We start from the raw sequence: 20,296 nt of genomic DNA on the forward strand, positions 1-20,296 counted from the left end.
CCCGCAAATGTCTAGGCTGGAAGTCTACACACGAATCGTTTCAGGACGAAGTGTTGCACTTGGATTGACAATCCGTCTTTTATATAAAAGGAGAAGAGTCTAAAGGGACGCCGGAGCCGTATTGATCTGGAAAGGCACGCCGAACTTGTCCGTCACCTGCCCGTAAGCGGGGCTGAAGAACGTCTCCTGCAGCGGCATGTCGATCGTTCCGCCTTCGGCCAGCGCTTCGTAAATTTCCCGCGCCCGAGCCGCATCGTCGAGACCGATCGAGATCGTGATATGATTGCCGATCCGATACGGCATGCCCGGGAACGTGTCCGATAGCATAAGTTCCTGCGAGCCCGATACGACGCGCACATGGGTGATTCGAGACTTGATCTCTTCCGGAACGGGGCCCTGCGGACCTTCCGGCATATCTCCGAATGTCATCCGGCCGACGACTTCGCCTCCAAGCGCTTTGGCATAAAAGTCTGCCGCTTCTCCCGCATTTCCGTCCATAACCAGATAGGGAACCCAACGTGTACTCATGGCAGTCCAACTCCTTTTTTCAAATGAAAGGATACGTTCCACTTCATAATACAAGGGGAACCTGTGTTTGTGAATTCTTTTTTGTTAACCCATTATCAGAAAATCTGATGATTCTCATAAACCGAATCGAATTGACCCTATTTTGTCCGTATGATAGGGTCAAGAGAGCAAAATAAATTCTGATCGATTAACTGGGAATTAACAAGAAATGACTACCCGACTTGGATTTCGGTTCAAGCGGAAATGATGCCGTGCGAGGTGGACGATTTGGTATTGAATGTAACGAACAGCCCTTTTAATGAACAGCAGACGGAGCTGCTGAACCGTCTGCTTCCTACTTTGAACGGACACCAGCAGATCTGGCTCACCGGATACTTGTCGGCCCAGGCAGCCGCCGGCGTGCAGACGCCGGGCGGCACGGTCGTACCTGCAGTGCCGCAGGCGGAAAGTGCACCGCAGACCCCCGAAGCTCCGGCAGCACCGCGCGAAGTTACGCTGCTGTACGGTTCGCAGACCGGCAACGGCAGCGGCTTGGCCAAGAAGTTGGCAAAGCGCCTCGAAGAACAGCAGGTCAAGACGGAAGTACTGTCGATGGCCGACTTCAAGCCGAACAATCTGAAGAAAATCGCGAACCTGCTGATTATCGTCAGTACGCACGGCGAAGGCGAACCGCCGGATAACGCGATTTCTTTCCACGAATTTCTGTACAGCAAACGCGCGCCGAAACTGGACAGCCTGAATTATTCCGTGCTGGCGCTCGGCGATACCTCCTATGAATTCTTTTGTCAGACCGGCAAAGATTTCGATACGCGCCTGGCGGAACTCGGCGCTTCGCGTCTGGCCGAACGGGCCGACTGCGACGTGGACTTCGACGAGACGGCCGGCGAATGGATGAAAGCGGTGACGGAAGCGCTCAGCGCCACTCCGGCGGCCGCGGCTTCCGCCGCCGATTCGGCGGCTCCGCTCAGCTCCGACTCGGAATCCGAATACTCGCGCAGCCATCCGTTCCAGGCGGAAGTGCTGGAGAACCTGAACCTGAACGGCCGCGGGTCCGCCCGCGAGACGCGCCATCTGGAGCTGTCGCTGGAAGGGTCGGGCCTGACTTACGAACCGGGCGACAGTCTCGGCGTCTACCCGGAGAACCATCCGCGCCTTGTGGACGAGATCATCGCGGAGATGGGCTGGGACCCGCAGGAAAATGTGGCAATCGGCAAGAACGGAGCGGCTGCGCTGCGCGAAGCGCTGCATCGCCATTATGAGATTACCGTGCTGACCAAGCCGCTGCTGGAGCAGGCCGCGAAGCTGACCGGAAGCGATACGCTTGCCCGTCTGACTTCGCCGGAAGCCGCCGACGAGCTGCGTGCGTATCTTGGGAATCACGATCTGCTCGACCTGATTCGCGACTTCAAACTGCACGGCAAATCGGCCGCCGAACTGACCGGAATCCTGCGCAAAATGCCGGCCCGGCTGTACTCGATCGCCAGCAGTCCCCAGGCGACGCCGGACGAGGTGCATTTGACCGTGCGGACCGTACGCTACGCCTGCGGAGGCCGCGACCGCTACGGCGTCTGCTCCGTGCAGATGGCCGAACGCCTCGAGCCGGGTGACCGCCTGCCGGTATTTATCCAGCACAATCCGAACTTCAAGCTGCCGCAGAATCCCGATACGCCGATTATCCTGATCGGACCGGGTACGGGCGTCGCTCCTTTCCGGTCTTTCCTGGCCGAGCGCGAAGAGACCGGTTCACGCGGCAAAAGCTGGCTGTTCTACGGCGACCAGCATTTCTCGACCGACTTCCTGTATCAGGTCGAATGGCAGCGCTGGATCAAAGACGGCATATTGACCCGGATGGATGTGGCTTTTTCCCGCGATACGGATCAGAAGGTCTATGTGCAGCACCGGATGCTCGATAAAAGCAAAGAACTGTATGAATGGATCGACGGCGGCGCGGCAGTCTACGTATGTGGCGACGAGAAGCATATGGCACACGATGTGCATTCGGCACTGGAGACGATTATCGCGCAGGGCGGAGGACTCAGTCCCGAGCAGGCGTCCGAATATCTGCTGCGGATGCAGCAGGAGAAACGCTATCAGCGCGATGTGTATTGATCCGATAAATCGCGATTTCGCGACAGGGAAACGGTCCGTTTGAACGGGGAAGGAGAGGCTTGATCATGACGCAGCAACCAACGCAAGCACCAGAATGGAAAAAGTTCCCGCCGCACGACAGACCGCACAGCGACGTGGAGGATATCAAACGAAACAGCGCTTATCTGCGGGGAAGCCTCGTAGAGACGCTCAAAGACCCGCTGACCGGCTCGATCCCGGAGGACGACAACCGGCTGATGAAGCATCACGGCAGCTATATGCAGGACGACCGCGATCTGCGGGGCGAACGCAGCAAATCGAAGCTTGAGCCGGCTTACCAGTTCATGCTCCGGGTGCGCGCTTCCGGCGGTGTAGTCACGCCCGAACAATGGCTGATGATGGACCGCATCTCGCATAAGTACGGCAACGAAACGATCCGCCTGACGACGCGCCAGTCGTTCCAGCTGCACGGCGTGCTCAAGTGGAATCTCAAGAATACGATCCGCGAAGTCAACGAGGCGCTGCTCAGCACGCTTGCCGCCTGCGGCGACGTCAACCGGAACGTGATGTGCAATCCGAATCCGTACCAGTCCGAGATCCATTCGGAAGTGTACGAGTGGGCCGACAAAGTCAGCCGGCATCTCGATCCGCATACCCGTGCCTATCACGAGATTTGGCTTGACGAAGAGAAGGTCGTGGACAGCCGCGACGCCGAGGTCGAGCAGGAACCGATCTACGGTCCCGTCTATCTCCCGCGCAAATTCAAGATCGGCATTGCGGTGCCTCCATCCAACGATGTCGACGTGTTCTCGCAGGATCTCGGCCTGATCGCCATTATCGAACACGGCAAGCTTGCCGGATTCAACGTGACGGTCGGCGGCGGTATGGGGATGTCACACGGCGACGTGAAGACCTATCCGCAGCTCGGCAAGCTGATCGGCTTTATCACGCCTGAGCAGTCGATCGACCTGGCGGAAAAAGTCGTGACGATTCAGCGCGATTACGGCGACCGTGCGGTGCGCAAGCATGCCCGCTTCAAGTACACGATCGACGATCGCGGGCTGGACTGGTTCGTGAACGAACTGCACAGCCGCCTCGGCTGGGAACTGGAGCCGGCGCGAGAGTTCGGCTTCGACCATAACGGAGACCGTTACGGCTGGATCAAAGGCAGCAACGGCAAATGGCATTTTACATTGTTTGTCCAAAACGGACGGATCGCGGATTTCGAAGGCTATCCGCTGATGACCGGCCTGCGCGAGATCGCCAAAGAACACGACGGCGATTTCCGGTTGACGGCGAATCAGAACCTGATCATCGGCAATGTCAGCCCGCAGAAAAAGCGCAAGATCGATCGCCTGATCGCCCAGTACAATCTGACGGACGGCGCCCATTATTCCGCGCTGCGCCGCAGCTCGATGGCCTGCGTGTCGCTGCCGACCTGCGGACTGGCGATGGCGGAATCGGAACGGTATCTGCCGGGCCTGATCGACAAGCTGGAAGCGATGCTGGAAGAAGAAGGACTGCGCGACAAAGAAATCGTGATCCGGATGACCGGCTGCCCGAACGGCTGCGCCCGCCCGATGCTGGCGGAACTGGCTTTTATCGGCAAGGGACCGGGGAAATACAATATGTATCTCGGCGGTGCGCACGACGGGGCAAGACTCAACAAGATGTACAAGGAAAACATCGGCGAAGAAGAGATTCTCGCTTCACTGAAGCCGATCATCGGACGCTACGCGAAAGAACGGCTGGACGGCGAGCATTTCGGCGACTTCACCGTTCGCGCCGGCTACGTGGAAGCGGTACATGACGGAAGACAGTTTCACGCCCAAAACGCTTAACGGAAAAAGACGAAAAGCAAAGCCTACCGGCTTTCTGCTTTTCGTCAGGTTGTCGAGAAAGTCCTATTCGTTGTAGAAGCTCGTCGGCTGCGGGAGAAATTCGTTCCGGTCGCGTGTTGAAATCGGGGAAAAGGATTGAAATTTAGCGGAATTTCCCCGATTTCAAAGGCGAACACTGGCGCTCCTACACTGAATTTCTCCCTTCGCCTCCTTGCTTCACTTGGATTCAGACTTTCTCGACACGTTGAAGCCGTTTCCCATCGGGGAACGGCTTTTTTGTTTTTTCGGCGGCTGACGTTGACAGTGCGTTAACGCAGAACCCAAAGAGGTTGAATTTGTCAGCATGCAGAAAGGCAGGCGTTCGTAATCGGACTCTTGACCTTATTGGATTACAAGTGTAATATTCCTTTCAAGGATTACGATTGTAGTCGAATATTCGAAAAAGAACGGAGGCGCATGATGGATCGATCGATTCCCCGTATTTCGGATGCGGAGTGGGAAGTGATGAAAGTGCTGTGGGCCGGCTCGCCCCGAACGGCAAACGATATTATTCGGGAGCTGGAAGGAAGCCGGAATTGGAATCCCAAGACGGTCCGTACCTTGATCAAGCGCCTGAACGAGAAAGAAGCCGTCGGATACACGCAGGAAGGGCGTATCTATGCCTACTATCCGAAGGTGCAGGAAGAAGAGTGCGTCCGGTCCGAGACGAGTTCGTTTCTCCAGCGCGTCTACGGAGGAACGATGCGTCCTATGCTGGCGCATTTCCTGCGCGACGAGAAGCTGACGAAGGAAGAGATCGACGAGCTGCGCAAAATACTGGACGAGCGAAAGGACTGAGTTTATGAGCAGTATTTTGCATACCCTGTCCGTTCTGCTCGAGACCTTTTTTCGGCAAATTCTGCTGTTATCGATAATGGGAAGCATCCTGGTACCGATTATCCTGGTGCTGCGGAGAATGCTTCGTACAAGCTTGAGACCGGTATGGATTTACCTGCTCTGGCTGCCGCTGCTCGCAAGATTGCTGATTCCATGGTCCCCGGAGAGCCCGGTGAGTCTGTACGCCTGGATGCCCGAATCATGGAGCAGCCGGAATACGGGAGAACAAGCTTTGCCGTCGCAGCAGATTCCGGAGCGGTCTGCCGGACAAACGGGCGGCGATCTTATCTTACCGAATGGCTTGGGAGAGGGAACTGCCGGGCTCGCCGGACTGCAGACGACAGCCGGCGGCGGTCCGCTAATCCGGGTCGACGAAGGAATGGAGCAAGGCGAATCGGCGGCCGCTTCCTTTGAGTTTAGTTGGCTTGGAGCCGCTTCGCTGCTGTGGATAACGGGTGTGTTCATACTGTTGGGGACAGGTACCGTCTCGGCTGTCCGGTTCGGCCGACGGATTCGGTACGATGCTTCGAATGTCGTGCCGGAACGGGAGCGCATAGAGGCACTGATCGGCAGCTGCGCCTCGGAACTGAAGCTTCGTCGAAGTCCGGACCTGATCGTAACGGCTCGGCTGTCGGTTCCGACCGTATTCGGCGTATGGAAGCCCCGGCTGCTGCTGCCCGCCGAACTTCCTTCCACTCTGGCGGAATCGCGGCTGCGGCATATCGTCATGCATGAGCTGGCGCATATCAAGCGCCTAGATATCGCGGTGAACCTGCTCGCGGCGCTGCTGACGGCTCTGCATTGGTTTAATCCACTGGTTGCGATCGCGGTTCGCAAATTGAGGCAAGACCAGGAAGCGGCCTGCGACGCGAAGGCTCTCGGTCTTCTTCCGGAAGCGGAGCGGCGGGAGTACGGCTTGACCTTGATCGCGTTGTTGGAACGAGGGGCGGCTCCGCTCAGACTGCCGGGCGCTTCGGGGTTATGGAGCGGCAAGAAGGACATCAAGAGGAGAATGGTTATGATCGCAAAGTATCGCAAAAACACATGGAAAAGCATGATTGCAGGTGCTCTTGCCATCCTGCTTCTGGGAGGTTGTGCGCTCGCCGGAACTCCGTCGAAGGTCGCAGGCTCAGATCCGGATGATCTCCAGGCCGCCAATCGGAGCGTGGACGAGACTACCGCGGAAGCTTCAGGCGGAGGATCGGCGGAGTCTCCTTCGAGCAAACGGGTAAACGAAAGGGTTGAAGTACCCGCTGAAGGCGGCGAAGGATATAAATTATCGGCTTATGACGACCTTTCGGTCTATATGTCTGCGCACAATGATCCCGATCATCCGCTGTTGTCGCGATTTACAATCCGCCAAGAAGAAGGCCGGGCGGCAGCCTATCTATGGAATTATGCGTCTAACGGAGGAACCCATTCCGTGCTGATCTCCCGGACGGACATGAACGGGGACAAGAAGGAAGACATTGTTCTGCTTGTGCCGACCGGGAGCGGAACCGAGTTGAGTCTGCAGGAAGCACATGTGCTCGATGGCGAGACGCTGAACGAGATTCCGATCGAAGATCCGGTTGCCTATCTGCAGCAAACGATGAAGTCTTCGATTGTACAGCAGGATGGTGAAGCGATTCTGAATGCGGAATTGAACGGGGCTTATGTCACCAAACGCTATGAAGCTCCAGTTCAAAGCGGCTGGTTATTCGATCAAGTCGGCTTCGGTGCGATCGTCTATTATACCCTGGCTGGAAATACGTTGACGGCCAGGCTCGAAGGGCGGGCGTCGGTGACTGAATTTCCGTTGACGGTCACTGCGACCTATGACCAAGACCTGTCGATTGCCGACACGCAAATGAGTGTGAACGGAGGTCTGGCTTATACGGATAGCGAACTCCCTGCGGCGATCTTGGATCGGATGGGCATCGTAGATCCCAAAGCGAGTGAAGGATGGAGGATCCGCTGGGACAATCACGTATACCGTATCGAGGTTCCCGGCAGCACCGGATCTTCCGGTCAAGGCGCCTCCTACGGAGCCAATACGCGGACCGGTACCGTATTCGACGGCACGTCGGGCGCACCGATTATGACGCTCGCCCGAATATCCGGAGAAGAAAGCAAGATCGATACGGAAGGACTGCTGTCTTCCAACGGTACCGTTTACCTTGCGGCACTGGACAAACGCCTTCGCTTTCTGGCAAAGAATGCGGGGTGGACACCCATCGGGGATGATTGGTTAAATGGATTTGACGGCAACGGGAACGTGCTGTGCCGCGTCGAATGGAAAGGCGATCGGATTCTCGTGAAAGTGGATGTATTTACCGGCCTGTGGTCGGAAACGCAGTAAACGGCTCGAATACGCAGGTACAGTCGAATACGGGGTTCCAGCCTTATGTGGAGCGATGTCTAACCCAAATATCAGAAAAAACCCCCGACCTCCGCAATCAAGCGGAAATCGGGGGTTTTTCAGTACGGTGAAGTCAATCCCGCGGAAGCTGCTCTTTGAGCTTCGGGAATACATCCAGCGCGTTTTGGTAGAATACATGATGCCAATAGTTCTCCGGAATCAGATGCTTCACGAACCGGATATACGAATCGATCGGAATCAGCGGCCAATCCGTACCGAAGACGAGCCGGTCGTACCGCTCCGCGAACACGATCGCCCGTTTGAAATGGTCAACGTAGGTCGGCTCGGTCAGCATGCGGGTGATCTTGTCGTCGTCGCCGACAAACCAGCCGGACAGGTCCGCGTACAGATTCGGGTTTTTCTCCAGCATGGCGGCCGTGTCCATCACCCACGGATCGCCGAGATGGCAGATCATGAAGGTGATGTCCCGGTGCGCAAGCAGCGCTTCTTCCATCGACAGCGGATGCGAATATTTCAGCAGTCCGCGGTCGGAATAGGTAAGGCCGCCATGAATGACGATCGGAAGTTTGTAGCGGGACGCCAGAACGTAGACCGGATCGTAGATCGGGTCGTTGACGGCAAAATGGTAATAGCCCGCGTACAGCTTGATGCCGACTGTCTTCGGATGCTGAAGCGAACGTTCCAGCGCTTCGAGCTGCCCGGGTTCGTGCAGGGTATGCGGATTGATGCCGGCACATTCGAATACGTTCGCCGGCAGCGTATCGAGCGTACCGCCTCCAAGGTCCAATCCCATCGGATTGGCCGACGCATGGTCGGGGAAGCCTCCCGGAGTCGTCTCGGTCACGCCCATGCCGACCGCAGCCACGACGCCGGCCCGGCGGAATTCTTCCGCCAGCCCTTCCGGCGTATAGCTGAGGCGCGAGACTTCGTCCGCTGTCTGGTGGAAACTCTCGATTTCGGAATAATGGATATGGGCATCGATGATTTTCATGATGAAGGTTCCTCCTGTTCAAAAGAAATGCGGCGCAGGGCCAGCAGTTCGTCGTCCTGCGGATCGAGATCGGTCAGTACATAAAAGTAAGAGCCGGCGAAGCTGCGCGCACCGCTGCGTCCGTCGAAACGGTCGTCGTAAGCAATACCGGTCAGTTCGTTCAGCAGCACGGCATATTGGCGCAGAGCACCTTCAAGGCCGGGAACGACGATCAGCCGTTCTTCGCGCTCGGCGGAGAACAGACGCAGTACGCCTTCGAATTCCAGGTCGATATCGTATTTGCCGGTTTTGTATACGATCTGATCTCCGCGGCTATCGCGTACTGCGAACCGCCCGTCTTTTAGATCGGCCGAACTGGAGTAGAACGCGCTTTTGCTCAGAACGGCATTTGCGATCGGCAGACCGGTATGCTGTTCGATGCGGGTCGTATAAGCCATGACCGGCGAACCGGGACGCAGCAGGAAATATTGATGATAAGTCAGACCTTTGAGCAGTTCGTTTTGTTCGATCCGTACCGTAACCCGGATGCCCGACCAGAGATTGCCCAGCGTATCCGTTAGTTCCGCAAAGTCCGCTTCAATCCGCTCTTCCTGCACCGAACGCAGCGTGAGCCCGGACGGCACGGCGCAGATCCCACCGAACCACGGATTCCAGAACGATTTGGGTCCGGCCTGCGGGAATGAAGTGTCCAGCCATTCGCGGCCCTGATACTGAAGAGAATAGAGAGCCGGTCCAAAAGCCGGAGAAACCCGAAGCGTCAAAAGCCCGTTATCGGCTTCGAATGCGTCCAACCCCTGATCCGTCAGTTTCCGTGTACGGATAGGCTGCTCGCCGCCTGCGGCGGCGGGGAATACCAGTTGGCGGCGGCTCAGCGAGAATGCGTCCATATCGAAATCGAATGTCACGATATCGGCTTCCGGCCGCCGGACAAGTTCCATCTTCGCCGAGACTCTGCGCAGTTCGAGCGCAGGATCGGCCTGCAGTTCGTCCGCCGCAATCGATCCGCGTTCGGAAGACAGCCGCAGTGTGCCGTTCAGATTTATGTCTTTGCGTTCAAGCAGTTCGGCTTCGAAAGCGCTAGGCAGAAACGGATTGCCTGCATGCAGTGAAGCTTCGAGATGTTCGTTTTTGTAAGAAGGGCGATGAGTCCGATGATCTTCCATGGAGGGAGGCCAAGCCTGGTGCGGAGACAATCCTCCGCTCTCCAGCGCATGGGCGCGCAGCTCCCGCCAATCGCCGAATGTGCCAATGAACAGACTCAGCGGGGCGGTCGTGAACGAATCGCCCGAATTCAGGGCCCCGAGCGGCTTTTCGAACGCGTAACGCCAACCGCTGCGAACAGGGCGGAGCGGCTTGGGCCAGACGATTCCGCAGGCCGCAGACGGCCAACGGAAAAACATCCAGTTCTCGGTCAGCCGTTCCGGCTTCCAATAATCCCTGTTCATCGAATCCGCTCCGGTTCCCAAATCCAGGAAATGTCCGTCATAAGGCAGAACGGCTTCGCGGAACGAGACCGGAAGCTGGAGTTTGAGTTTCAGGTCTTCGGGAAGAGGCTCGCCGTCCAGGCGGAGAAGCCGGTGCGACAGCTTCAGGAATCCATCGGAAGCGAGTTCCGCTACCAGCGTCATCCGAATGCCGGCAGGTTCTTCCCACTCGTAATCCGCTTCGAGTACGAGGCGTTCGCCATGCGTCTTGAAACGGACATCCGAAGGCTTCTGTTCGATAAAGCGGTCGCTGTACGGAGGACCGAGCTTCGGCAGATCGAACCCAAAAGGCGCTCCCTCCTGCCCGGCGGTTCGCAGACTAAGCTGATTGTTGGATTTTTGCAAACGAACCGTAACCGGACCGTTACCGATGATCCATTCGCGCGGCGTTTCTCCCTGGAAAAATCCGGTTCGGGCAGGGAAGACCGCTTCCAATTCGCTTCGGACCTCGAAGGTCTCGCCGCCCGATGTCACGGCAATCCGTACATCCGAAGCCGCGATGCCGGGCCGGCGCACAAGCGCGGCAAGCGAAGCGGAAGTCCGCCCGCCTGCGGGTAGATGCAGCGCGAGCGTCGAAGGACGAAACGAAACGTCTTCCGATTCCGGCAGCTTCACTTCGATCTCGGCGTCTTCCGCGAAGCGGCTCTCGAATCCGAGCTGGATTTCGCTCTCGCCGCCCGGATAAGCAAGCGCGGAAGCCGTGACCGCCGTCAGCTTGATCGGGAATACCGGCGCGATACCGGTCTTGAATACCGCTTTGCGCCCATTGATGGTCAGTTCCGCTTCCACGCCGGGATGTGTTCGCTGCGGACTCGGCTCTTCCGGCATTTCCTTGAGTTCGAACATGCCTTCGATTTCGCGCACACTGCCCGCTTCCGGCAGAGTCGCCGATGCGTTCAGATCGAACGCTACGCCTTTGCCGTTTCTGCCCGCGATCTTCACTTCCAGCGGCGCGCCGCTTTTGTTGACAATCCGGTACGTGACCGGATATTTGCGTCCGAACGGCAGACGGTGCCGCCCGATAACGGCTTCGACGGCGTAGTCGTCCGTTTCGATTCTGCGCAGCCCGCGCCCCGTACGTTCGAACTGCATAGTCAGATTGCGCCCGTCTTTTTCCCAGGTATAGGTGAAAAAGTCGAACCCGTTCTCGCGTTCGCCGTCGGGATAGACCGACAGATCGCGTCTGCCGTCCGCGTACCAGTCCGCCGTCTCGAAGAACGGCGCGACCGCTTCCGTATTCAGCACGCTAGGGATAAAGTTCATCAAATGCGTGGTATCGTCGCGTTTTTCCCAGAAAAATCCGCATTTTTTGTACGCGGGAACGGCTTTGGTATTGCCGGCCCACGTATAGAGATCAAGCCTCGGCCAGCCCATTTCGATCGTGCGCCGCACGGCATTGAGTACCAGCGCCTTGCCGACTTTTTGTCCGTGGTAATCGGGACGCACATTCAGGAGCGGGATATACAAGGCTCCTTCGTCTTCCTGATAATAGGAAAAGCTGCAGAAGCCGACGACGGTCTCGCCGTCGAGCGCGAGGAAGGTCTGCAGGTCGGTGCTGCGTTCCTGTTTCTCCCGCGTTTCTTCTTCCGTATGTACGTAGCTGTCCCCGCCCCAGCTCTCGCTGCTGCGATTCCACATCTCCGCCAGCGATGCCGCGTGCTTGGGTTCGTATTCGACGATCCGGATCGTTCCTGTTTCCGCAAAGCTCATGTTCGGCCTCCTTGCCTGACTCCGATTGGATTTATTATACCCTGTTAGTATAAGCGGAAACTGGCTGCGATTCCAGAAAAGCCCGGTTTGAGGGCGTTTACGCTTGCGCGTCTCCGGGTATGAGACATTAGGAAAGACTATCCCAGACGTCTAGACCCCAAATCTTATTCGAAAGGACGGAGGCCAATGGAATATCGCAGCAGTGGGCCCGAAGGAAGCCCTCCGCGCCGCTCAAAAGGAAGCCGATGGGGCTATTTCCTGTCCAGCCTGATCGGATTGATTGTCGGAGCGCTGCTCGTGGCGCTGATTCTGCCCCGTACCGGGCTGATGGACAGCGGATCGTCCGCGAACACGGAAGCACAGCCGGCCGCAGAGCAGCAAACGTCGGCGCAGCCGATGTCCAGCCCGGTGGATACGCCGGAAGAGGAGGAAGCGCAGCCCGCTTCTCTGACTCTGGCCGAAGGCACGGATGTGCCGGGCGTCGTGGAGCGTATCGGAGGCGCTATTGTAGGGATCACCAACATCCAGAGCCGCGGCGGCGGTGGCGGGATGTTCGGGATGCAGGAAGACGCAGCCGGGGTACCGGTCGGCACCGGTTCGGGCGTTATTTACAAGAAAGAAGGCGACCTGGCGTATATCGTGACGAACAATCACGTGGTTGCCGGTTCCAACCAGCTTGAAGTCACGCTGGCGGACGGAACGGATGTTGAAGGGACGCTTGTCGGCACCGACGTCTGGACCGATCTGGCCGTCGTGACCATGGATGCTTCGGCGGCGGATACCCTTGTCGAATTCGGGGATTCCTCGGCGCTGAGAGCCGGTCAGCCGGTCATCGCGATCGGCAATCCGCTGGGACTGGAATTTGCCGGTTCGGTGACGACGGGAGTCGTATCCGGGCTTGAGCGCGTAGTGCCTGTCGATGTGAACGAAGACGGACAGCCGGATTTCCAATCCGAAGCGATCCAGACGGATGCCGCGATCAATCCGGGCAACAGCGGGGGCGCACTGCTTGATGCTTCCGGCAAACTGATCGGGATCAACTCGGCCAAGATCAGCGTAGAGACCGTGGAAGGGATTGGCCTGGCCATTCCGATCGATATCGCCGTGCCGATCATCGAGCAGCTCGAAGCAAACGGCGAAGTGCAGCGGCCGACGATGGGCGTGACCACGGTCGATCTGGCTTCGATCCCGTCCGCCTATTATCAATCGGACCTGAACCTGCCGGCGGATGTAACGGCCGGGGCCGTGGTGCAGCGCGTACTGCCCAACTCGGCGGCTTCGCAGGCGGGACTTCGCCAGCTTGACGTGATCACGAAGGTCGACGGGCAGAATATCCGAAGCTCCGGCGATCTCCGGCAGCATCTCTTTACGCAGAAGAAAGTCGGGGACCAGATGGAAGTGACCTTCTACCGCGGAGGACAGCAGCAGCAGGTGACGCTGTCGCTGACGGATAATCTGCAAATCTGACCTTATCCCGGCAGGGTTTGCGCATCATTTAAAATCGTCCGGAAGAAGCCGCGTACCTACGCGGCTTCAAAGTGTCGAGAAAGTTGTATTCCAAACAAAGTGAGGAGGCGGAGGGAGAAGTTCAGTGAAGGAACGATAGTGTTCGCCTTTGTGGTGCAAGTTCATCCAAAATCAGGATATGAACTTGCACCGTTAATCGGGAAAATTCCGCTAAAATCCAATCCTTTTTCCCGATTTCAACACGCGACCTAAAGCCTTTCGGAGAAAGGCACATCGGAAGCATACGCTAACGAATTTCTCCCGCAGCCGACGAGCTTACTAAACGAATAGGACTTTCTCGACAGCCTGAAGCCGCGTACCTACGCGGCTTCTTCTTCTTTTTCACCAAAAGAAAGCGTTTACTATATCCGTGGAGAGGAGTAAAATCAAGGTATACCCCGCCAAGGGCTGTCTGTTCATCCTCATACGGAAAGAGGGAGAATCCAATGAAAGTACGGGATTTTATGATCAAGGATGTGCACACCGTCGATCAGGATTTGCCGGTGTCCGACATTTTGCAGCTGTTCGTCTCGAAACGGATCAATGGAGCTCCGGTTGTCGATGCGGAAGGCCGTTTGACCGGAATGGTCAGCGACGGCGACATTTTGCGCTACATCAACCCGAGCCGGCAGACCGTCTACGATATGTTCAGTTATGTTTTCGTGAATCAGCCGGAAGAGCTGGCCGAAGCGCTGTCCTACAAGGCAGGTACGCCGGCACGCAAAATTATGAAAAAAAACGCGCAGTTCGTTTCGCCGGATCAGGATCTGGAAGAAGCTTTGGGCATTCTCGCCAGACATCATTTCAAGAAGCTTCCTGTCGTCAATGACAAGAAGCAGGTCGTCGGCGTGATCAGCCGCGGCGATCTGCTCAAGCAAATCGCGATTCGCCTGAACGAACTGAATACGAATCCGGTAGGCAGCTGAGCCCCGTCTGTGCGCACTTCGGCTCCATACCGCGCAGTCCGCAGGGCCCGCACGATTCTTCGTTTCGACCGAAGAAATCGTGCGGGTCTTTTGTATGGGCCAAGAGAAGCCCGGTGCGGGCAAATACGCGAAGAAATCCCGGGAATCGATTATGCCTGCAGGGTCGCTGGACCCGGAGAATCGTTTCGTTGACACAGGTTTTACATTCCGTTGACGCTTGCTTGGTATCCGGGTGTTACGATAGACGCATAGAGATGTCCGAAGCCCGTTTTAATCTCGATTCTACGCATATTAAGGTGAGTGAACATGAAATTCCCGCTTTTTGCATCCGGTCCGATCTCGGCCTGGCACGATTTGTTGGACACGGTCCGGTTTTCGGCGCGGATCTACAGTCAATCCAGAGAACTGCACCGGATCGTCCAAGGGCGCAGGCTGTCTACCTTTTTTCAACCGATCCTGAATCTGCAGGATGGCAGCTGTCTCGGCTACGAGGTGCTCAATCGTCCGCCGCTCTCGAAGTCGTTCCCCGACACCTAAACGTTCTATGACTATATCGGCCGAAGCAGCCGCGTGTTCGAATTCGAACGCTACTGCCGGGAAACGTCGCTGGAGCGGTTCGAGGCGGCGCACCAAAGCTTGTCGACACCGGATGAACAGTCGGGAGAAGTCGTATTCATCAATGTGCATCCCCTGATTCTGACGGACGCGGCTTATTGCAGCGGAGAAACGGCCCGTCTGCTCGAACGGCTCGGACTTCCGCCGGAGCGGATCGTGTTCGAACTGACGGAGAAGCAGTCCGTCGGCGACCATGCCGAATTTGAACGGGTACTATCGCATTATCGCTCGCAGGGCTTTCGGATCGCTGTGGACGACGCGGGTTCCGGCTACAGCAGTCTGCAGACGATTGTCAGTTTGAAGCCCGAATTTATCAAACTCGACAAGTCGCTTATCCGCGATCTGCATCGGCACCCGGACCGTCAGCGAATGGTGAAGCTGCTGCAGGAGTTCGCGCAGGGCTCGGGTACTTCGATTATTGCCGAAGGCATTGAGACCTGTGCGGAAGCCGAGTTCCTCAGACAGGAAGGCATTCAATTCGGACAGGGCTATGCGCTCGGACGACCGGATCTCAAGCTCCAACCGGGCCGTTTTCCTGTCGAAGAGACGTTCCTGCCTACACCTGCGGTCAAGAATCCGGTACCGGCCGCCGAGATCAAACCCCCGGGCCGCTTTGCTTGAAGCGGAGGTAGGATCTTGGCATGAGCGAGAAAGGAGACGATGGGGTTGCTTACAAAAATCGGAGAGATCGCGGAAGCGATTCCGGTCGTCGAAGCCCGTACGAAGTGCGAAGCGGTAGACGAACTGTTCAAACGAAATCCCAAGCTTGAAGGACTGGCGATCGCCTGCGAGGACGGCACGAACGCCTTGATGATGCGGGTCCAGTTCTATCAGCAGATCGGCACCCGCTACGGGTACACCCTGTTCATGAACCGTCCGGTCGGGGTACTGTCCAATTCCCGTCCGCTTCTGGTCGATGAGAGCGAATTGATTACGGATGTCAGTATCCGGGCCATGAACCGTCCGGAAGAAGAACTGTACGACCTGGTCCTGGTCAGCGGCGGAGGCAGTCTGCGCGGAGCGGTCAGCGTACGTCTGCTGCTGCTGTCGGTCGCGGATGTGCGCACGCAGATCGCGACCTTCATGAATCCGCTCACGGGACTGCCCGGCAACCGGATTATCGAAGACCGGCTCCAGCAGACGCTGGGACTGGAAACTTTCAGTGTGCTGTATATCGATCTGGATCAATTCAAATCCTACAATGACGGGTACGGCTTCAAGCAGGGCGATCTGCTGCTGCAGGCGACGGCCAATCTGCTCAGCGAAGTCTTCGCGCAGCCGGACAGCTTTTTTGGACATATCGGCGGAGACGACTACATCGCCATCTTGCACCATCACGAGTACGAGGAGACCTGCAGCCGCGCGATCGACGAATTCGAGCTGCTGAAACGGAACTTCTACCGGAGCGAGGATCTGCTGCGCGGATCGGTCACGGGAGAAAACCGCTTCGGCAGCCGGGGATTGATTCCGCTCGTCTCGCTGTCGATTGCCGTAGTGACGAACCGCAGCCGCGCGTACGACAATATCGAAGAGATCGTGGAAGAGTCGGCCCGGATCAAGAAACGCTGCAAATCCGTTCAGGGAAGTATCGTTTTCGCGGACGGACAGACGGCAGCAAGTTCCGGATTCTGAGCGTACGCCGGACCCGCCCGATTCTTGCATGAGCGAACAAGCCGCCTCTTTTGAGGAGTGGCTTTTTTTTGAATTTTCGGCAAAAAGAGACGTTTCTTTCGAATTTCTTTCGTTTTCTCCCGGCAAGTCATAAGGAAACGTTTGGTACGATTGGAGCGTCGATAAGAAAAAGGAACAAAAGAAAGGAGACATCATGGCGTATCGGATACTCGTAGTGGAAGACGACAAAGAAATTCTGGAGGGGGTATCCATTTATTTAAGGAATCAGGGCTATGAAGTTCTGCAGGCCGCCGACGGTCTGGAAGGATTGGCCCGGCTCGAGGACGCGGACGAGGTTCATCTGGCGGTCGTGGACGTCATGATGCCGCGCATGGACGGGATCGCGATGACGATGAAGCTGCGCGAGAAATACGATTTCCCGGTTATTTTTCTCAGTGCCAAATCGGAAGAAATCGACAAAATCGCCGGGCTCCATATCGGAGGAGACGATTACGTCGCCAAGCCTTTCGCTCCGATGGAGCTAATGGCCCGGATCCATTCGCAGCTGCGCCGGTATGCGCGGTATTTGTCCGTGCTGTCGACCGGAGCGGGAAAAAGCACCCGGCACGCGGTGGGAGGACTGGAACTGGACGAAGAAGCGGTGGATGTGTGCGTGGACGGTATTCCCGTTCGTCTGACGCCGCTCGAATTCAAGATTCTGGCGCTGCTGATCCGGCATCCGGGGCGCGTGTTTCCGGCGGACGAAATCTATGAACGGATCTGGAACGACCGCGCCGTCTCCACAGAGACGATTATGGTCCACATCCGCAATATCCGGGAGAAGATCGAGATCAATCCCAAGCATCCGAAGTATCTGAAAGTCGTATGGGGGGTTGGCTATAAAATTGAGAAACAATAAAGAATCCGCTGCAGACAAATTGGAAGAACTGGAAGAGAAGAAGCCGACGTCCTCCAAGACCAAACGCTCGAAGCGCAGGATACCGGGTATCCGGCCCGTGTATATACGCATGGTGCTGCTGGGTCTGATCGCTTGGTTTGTCCTGCTGCAGTATCCAGCTGTAGAGAGCCGGGTAGATCATTGGATTAAACAGGAAACATCCGATATTTCGATGGGAAGCGGCCTGATTCCCAGCCAATGGACAGATTATATGGAAAAAATGAATTATGCTCTGCCGCTTACGCTTGCCCAGCAAAATCTGCCGAAACAGCAAACGAAGCTCGATCCCTCGGACTTGTTCCTGCCGGGAGACTGGAATGCTTATAATTCCCGTACATCTGCTGTGGCTTTTCCGCAGAGCTTCAAGAACCGATTCAACACTCTGATTGAAAGCTGGCAGAGCCAGTTTGCAGAGGGCAACCATGGTTTTCAAATGGATTACGAAGTGATTCATTTGGGGCCGCAGTTGAATTCGACCGGCAGTTCCGAAGCGCTTTATAATTTGGGATTCTCGGACTCTCCGGCCGAGGACTCATCGTTGATGCGGAAATATGCTTTCTATGCGGTCGTGAAGTTTGATGCTGCAGGCACGATGTCGATTCCGGTTTGGTACGGCATGGGGACCGAGTGGCGGGACCGGCTGTTGTTTAATCAACTTCATCATCGTATTGTCATTTCGGAGATCGAGAACATGCCGCCTCCACTGCCGGATATTTCCGAGTTGAATCCTTCTTTGGAGCGAATCCAGCAGCCTTCGGCGTTTACAATCGTCTATGCTTTGCCCCGGAATGAGTACGGCAACCTGCCGAGAATCGAGCCTTTTTATTTCGGGGGTATCCAGGAATCTGGGCTTTGGCAGATGGCGCTGCTGGCAGTGGGCGCGGCTTTACTGACAGGTATGCTGCCTTTGGAATCTGTACGCCGGACACGGCATGCCCAGAGCGTAGACCGGGAAAAAGTACGGCGGTTCGAAAGCGTTCGCGTACCGAGGCTGCCGCTAGAATTTTGGCTGATAGGTGCGGCGGTACCCTTGATTATGCACCGGGAATTTTCAATCGGGTCGTATACCCTTTGGCAGAATGAAAATCGACTGCCGGAATGGATGGCGCAGGCTTTGATCTATGGAAGCTGGCTCCTAATCTTGACCTTTTGGTGCGGATTGGGTTGGTTTCTGATGACGGCTGTAAGGGATGGGGTCGGACGAACTTTTACCCAAGGCAGTCTGATTGTCCGCCTGTGCGTCTGGCTGCATACATTTGATCCTGCGGACCGGAGTGATCGTTCGCTGATCCAAGTCCTGCTGATGCACGCTTTTGTCGTGATCGCCACCGCGATATTGGCCATATACATCGACTATTATGCGCTGATTCTGCTGGTTCTGTATCTGCTTGCCTTTTCTTACCGAATAAAGGCGGACAAAGACCGGATCCTTCGCGATTACGACCAACTCTATGCTTCCGTCCAGGGCATGGCGCGCGGCGATCTTGATCTGCGGATCGATGGGAATCTGGGCGTATTCGACCCTATGAAAATCGAACTGCAGCGTATCCGCGAAGGATTCAAGCATGCCGTCGAGGAAGAAACCAAGAGTCAAAAGATGAAAAGCGAGCTGGTGACGAACGTCTCGCACGATCTCAAAACGCCGCTGACCGCGATCGTGACGTATATCAATCTGCTTCAGCAGGCGAATCTGACGGAGGAGGAACACCGGTCTTATATCGAGGTGCTGAGCGGCAAGTCGCAGCGCCTGAACCGGCTGATCGAAGATCTGTTCGAGTACACGCGGGCTTCGAGCGGGAATACCGAGATGACACCGGTCGATGTGGATCTGGTGGAAATGCTCAAGCAGGCACAAATCGAGTTAAGTGAGCGTCTGGCCGAATCCGGGGTGCAGCTGCGCTTCAATCTGCCGGAACGCAAAGCCGTGCTTCCGCTCGACAGCGAGAAGACGTTCCGTATTTTCGAGAACCTTTATCTGAATATCGCCAAATATGCGATGCCCGGTTCCCGCGCCTACGTTGAGCTGATAGAGAATGCAGAAATAGTGAGCATCCACTTCAAAAATGTATCGGCCGCCGAACTGGATTTCAAGCCCGACGAGATCATGGAACGGTTCGTGCGGGGAGACCGTGCGCGCAGCGCGGAGGGGTCGGGCCTGGGACTTGCCATTGTAAAAAGCCTGGTCGAACTGCAGGGCGGCACATTCGATATCGAGCTGGACGGCGATTTGTTCAAAGCGATGATCGTATGGCCCAAAACCGGCTCGAAAGAGAATACGGGGACGGTCGGCTAAGTTGAAGGAGAGGTGGCGGGTCAGGGGAGAAGCAGGGGGAAGTAGAAGTAGAAGTAGAAGTAGAAGTAGAAGTAGAAGTAGAAGTAGAAGTAGAAGTAGAAGTAGAAGTATGGGATACCTGCGGATCATCTTCGCGTATCCAAGCGAACCTATGTCGCTTAAACACGCTAACGAATCCTGATCACGCTATTTGCTCGCCAGCGCAATTTTTCGCATTCTAACGAATCCTCATCACGCTATTTGCTCCAAAGTCGCTTAAAACCGGCATAATCGCAACAATAAGAATATGACGATTCGTTAGATATTACAAAAAGCTGAATATCGGCAAATAGCGATACGAGGATTCGTTACAGATAGAATATGGCGCGTAAAAGAGGGAATGAAAAGAAGCCCAACGTTCCTCTTGGGAAGTTGGGCTTCCTGCTGGTGTTGGGGTTCTCGATAAGCTAAAGGCGGCCTTTGGGCCGTCAGGCTGTCGAGAAAGTCCTATTCGTTTAGTAAGCTCGT

General features: G+C 56.3%; 14 protein-coding genes. 11 read left to right on the forward strand and 3 right to left on the reverse strand.

Translation table 11 applies throughout. The annotated features are described in order from the left end of the window. Window positions 1-99 precede the first annotated feature (99 nt). Window positions 100-528: a VOC family protein gene (locus tag HRQ60_RS00005; protein WP_172193599.1), complete on the reverse strand. Its 429-nt coding sequence runs from the start codon at window positions 526-528 to the stop codon at window positions 100-102. 267 nt (window positions 529-795) lie between these two features. Between HRQ60_RS00005 and HRQ60_RS00010 the strand changes: the two genes are divergently transcribed. The 4 genes from HRQ60_RS00010 to HRQ60_RS00025 all read left to right on the forward strand — a co-directional run bounded on the left by HRQ60_RS00010 (window position 796) and on the right by HRQ60_RS00025 (window position 7,674). Beyond that, window positions 796-2,637 carry an assimilatory sulfite reductase (NADPH) flavoprotein subunit gene (locus HRQ60_RS00010; RefSeq protein WP_172193600.1) on the forward strand — a complete coding sequence of 614 codons (1,842 nt, stop codon included), beginning with the start codon at window positions 796-798 and terminating at the stop codon, window positions 2,635-2,637. 65 nt (window positions 2,638-2,702) lie between these two features. Next, complete coding sequence (gene cysI, locus HRQ60_RS00015; RefSeq protein WP_172193601.1) at window positions 2,703-4,457, forward strand: assimilatory sulfite reductase (NADPH) hemoprotein subunit; 1,755 nt, start codon at window positions 2,703-2,705, stop codon at window positions 4,455-4,457. A 459-nt stretch (window positions 4,458-4,916) separates the two neighbouring features. Then, window positions 4,917-5,294, forward strand: a complete 378-nt coding sequence (locus HRQ60_RS00020) for a BlaI/MecI/CopY family transcriptional regulator (protein WP_172193602.1) — start codon at window positions 4,917-4,919, stop codon at window positions 5,292-5,294. Window positions 5,295-5,298: 4 nt separating this feature from the next. Further along, window positions 5,299-7,674, forward strand: coding sequence for a M56 family metallopeptidase (locus HRQ60_RS00025; protein ID WP_172193603.1), 2,376 nt, complete (start codon window positions 5,299-5,301; stop codon window positions 7,672-7,674). 133 nt (window positions 7,675-7,807) lie between these two features. On the opposite strand, the gene HRQ60_RS00030 is transcribed toward HRQ60_RS00025, so the two are convergent. Together HRQ60_RS00030 and HRQ60_RS00035 are read right to left on the reverse strand one after the other, a co-directional pair. Next, the gene (locus tag HRQ60_RS00030) at window positions 7,808-8,686 is read right to left on the reverse strand and encodes an amidohydrolase family protein (protein ID WP_172193604.1); all 879 of its coding nucleotides are present in this window, start codon (window positions 8,684-8,686) and stop codon (window positions 7,808-7,810) included. Beyond that, window positions 8,683-11,880: a GNAT family N-acetyltransferase gene (locus HRQ60_RS00035; RefSeq protein WP_172193605.1), complete on the reverse strand. Its 3,198-nt coding sequence runs from the start codon at window positions 11,878-11,880 to the stop codon at window positions 8,683-8,685. Before HRQ60_RS00035 ends, HRQ60_RS00030 begins: the two co-directional genes overlap by 4 nt. A gap of 186 nt (window positions 11,881-12,066) precedes the next feature. Between HRQ60_RS00035 and HRQ60_RS00040 the strand changes: the two genes are divergently transcribed. The 7 genes from HRQ60_RS00040 to HRQ60_RS00065 all read left to right on the forward strand — a co-directional run bounded on the left by HRQ60_RS00040 (window position 12,067) and on the right by HRQ60_RS00065 (window position 19,789). Continuing rightward, window positions 12,067-13,347: a S1C family serine protease gene (locus HRQ60_RS00040; protein WP_172193606.1), complete on the forward strand. Its 1,281-nt coding sequence runs from the start codon at window positions 12,067-12,069 to the stop codon at window positions 13,345-13,347. Window positions 13,348-13,832: 485 nt separating this feature from the next. Then, window positions 13,833-14,312, forward strand: a complete 480-nt coding sequence (locus HRQ60_RS00045) for a CBS domain-containing protein (RefSeq protein WP_172193607.1) — start codon at window positions 13,833-13,835, stop codon at window positions 14,310-14,312. A gap of 306 nt (window positions 14,313-14,618) precedes the next feature. Next, the gene (locus HRQ60_RS23550; RefSeq protein WP_246280956.1) at window positions 14,619-14,849 is read left to right on the forward strand and encodes a hypothetical protein; all 231 of its coding nucleotides are present in this window, start codon (window positions 14,619-14,621) and stop codon (window positions 14,847-14,849) included. Window positions 14,850-14,882: 33 nt separating this feature from the next. Then, window positions 14,883-15,548 (forward strand): EAL domain-containing protein, encoded by a 666-nt coding sequence (locus HRQ60_RS23555; RefSeq protein WP_343044571.1) that lies wholly within the window; start codon window positions 14,883-14,885, stop codon window positions 15,546-15,548. 39 nt (window positions 15,549-15,587) lie between these two features. Further along, the gene (locus HRQ60_RS00055; RefSeq protein ID WP_246280958.1) at window positions 15,588-16,559 is read left to right on the forward strand and encodes a GGDEF domain-containing protein; all 972 of its coding nucleotides are present in this window, start codon (window positions 15,588-15,590) and stop codon (window positions 16,557-16,559) included. Window positions 16,560-16,749: 190 nt separating this feature from the next. Beyond that, a complete protein-coding gene (locus HRQ60_RS00060; protein ID WP_343044583.1) occupies window positions 16,750-17,457 on the forward strand; it encodes a response regulator transcription factor in 708 nt (235 codons plus the stop codon). Further along, window positions 17,444-19,789, forward strand: a complete 2,346-nt coding sequence (locus HRQ60_RS00065) for a sensor histidine kinase (protein ID WP_172193610.1) — start codon at window positions 17,444-17,446, stop codon at window positions 19,787-19,789. Before HRQ60_RS00060 ends, HRQ60_RS00065 begins: the two co-directional genes overlap by 14 nt. The last annotated feature ends 507 nt before the right edge of the window (window positions 19,790-20,296 follow it).

It is taken from the genome of Saccharibacillus qingshengii, assembly GCF_013185195.1.
Lineage (GTDB): Bacteria > Bacillota > Bacilli > Paenibacillales > Paenibacillaceae > Saccharibacillus > Saccharibacillus qingshengii.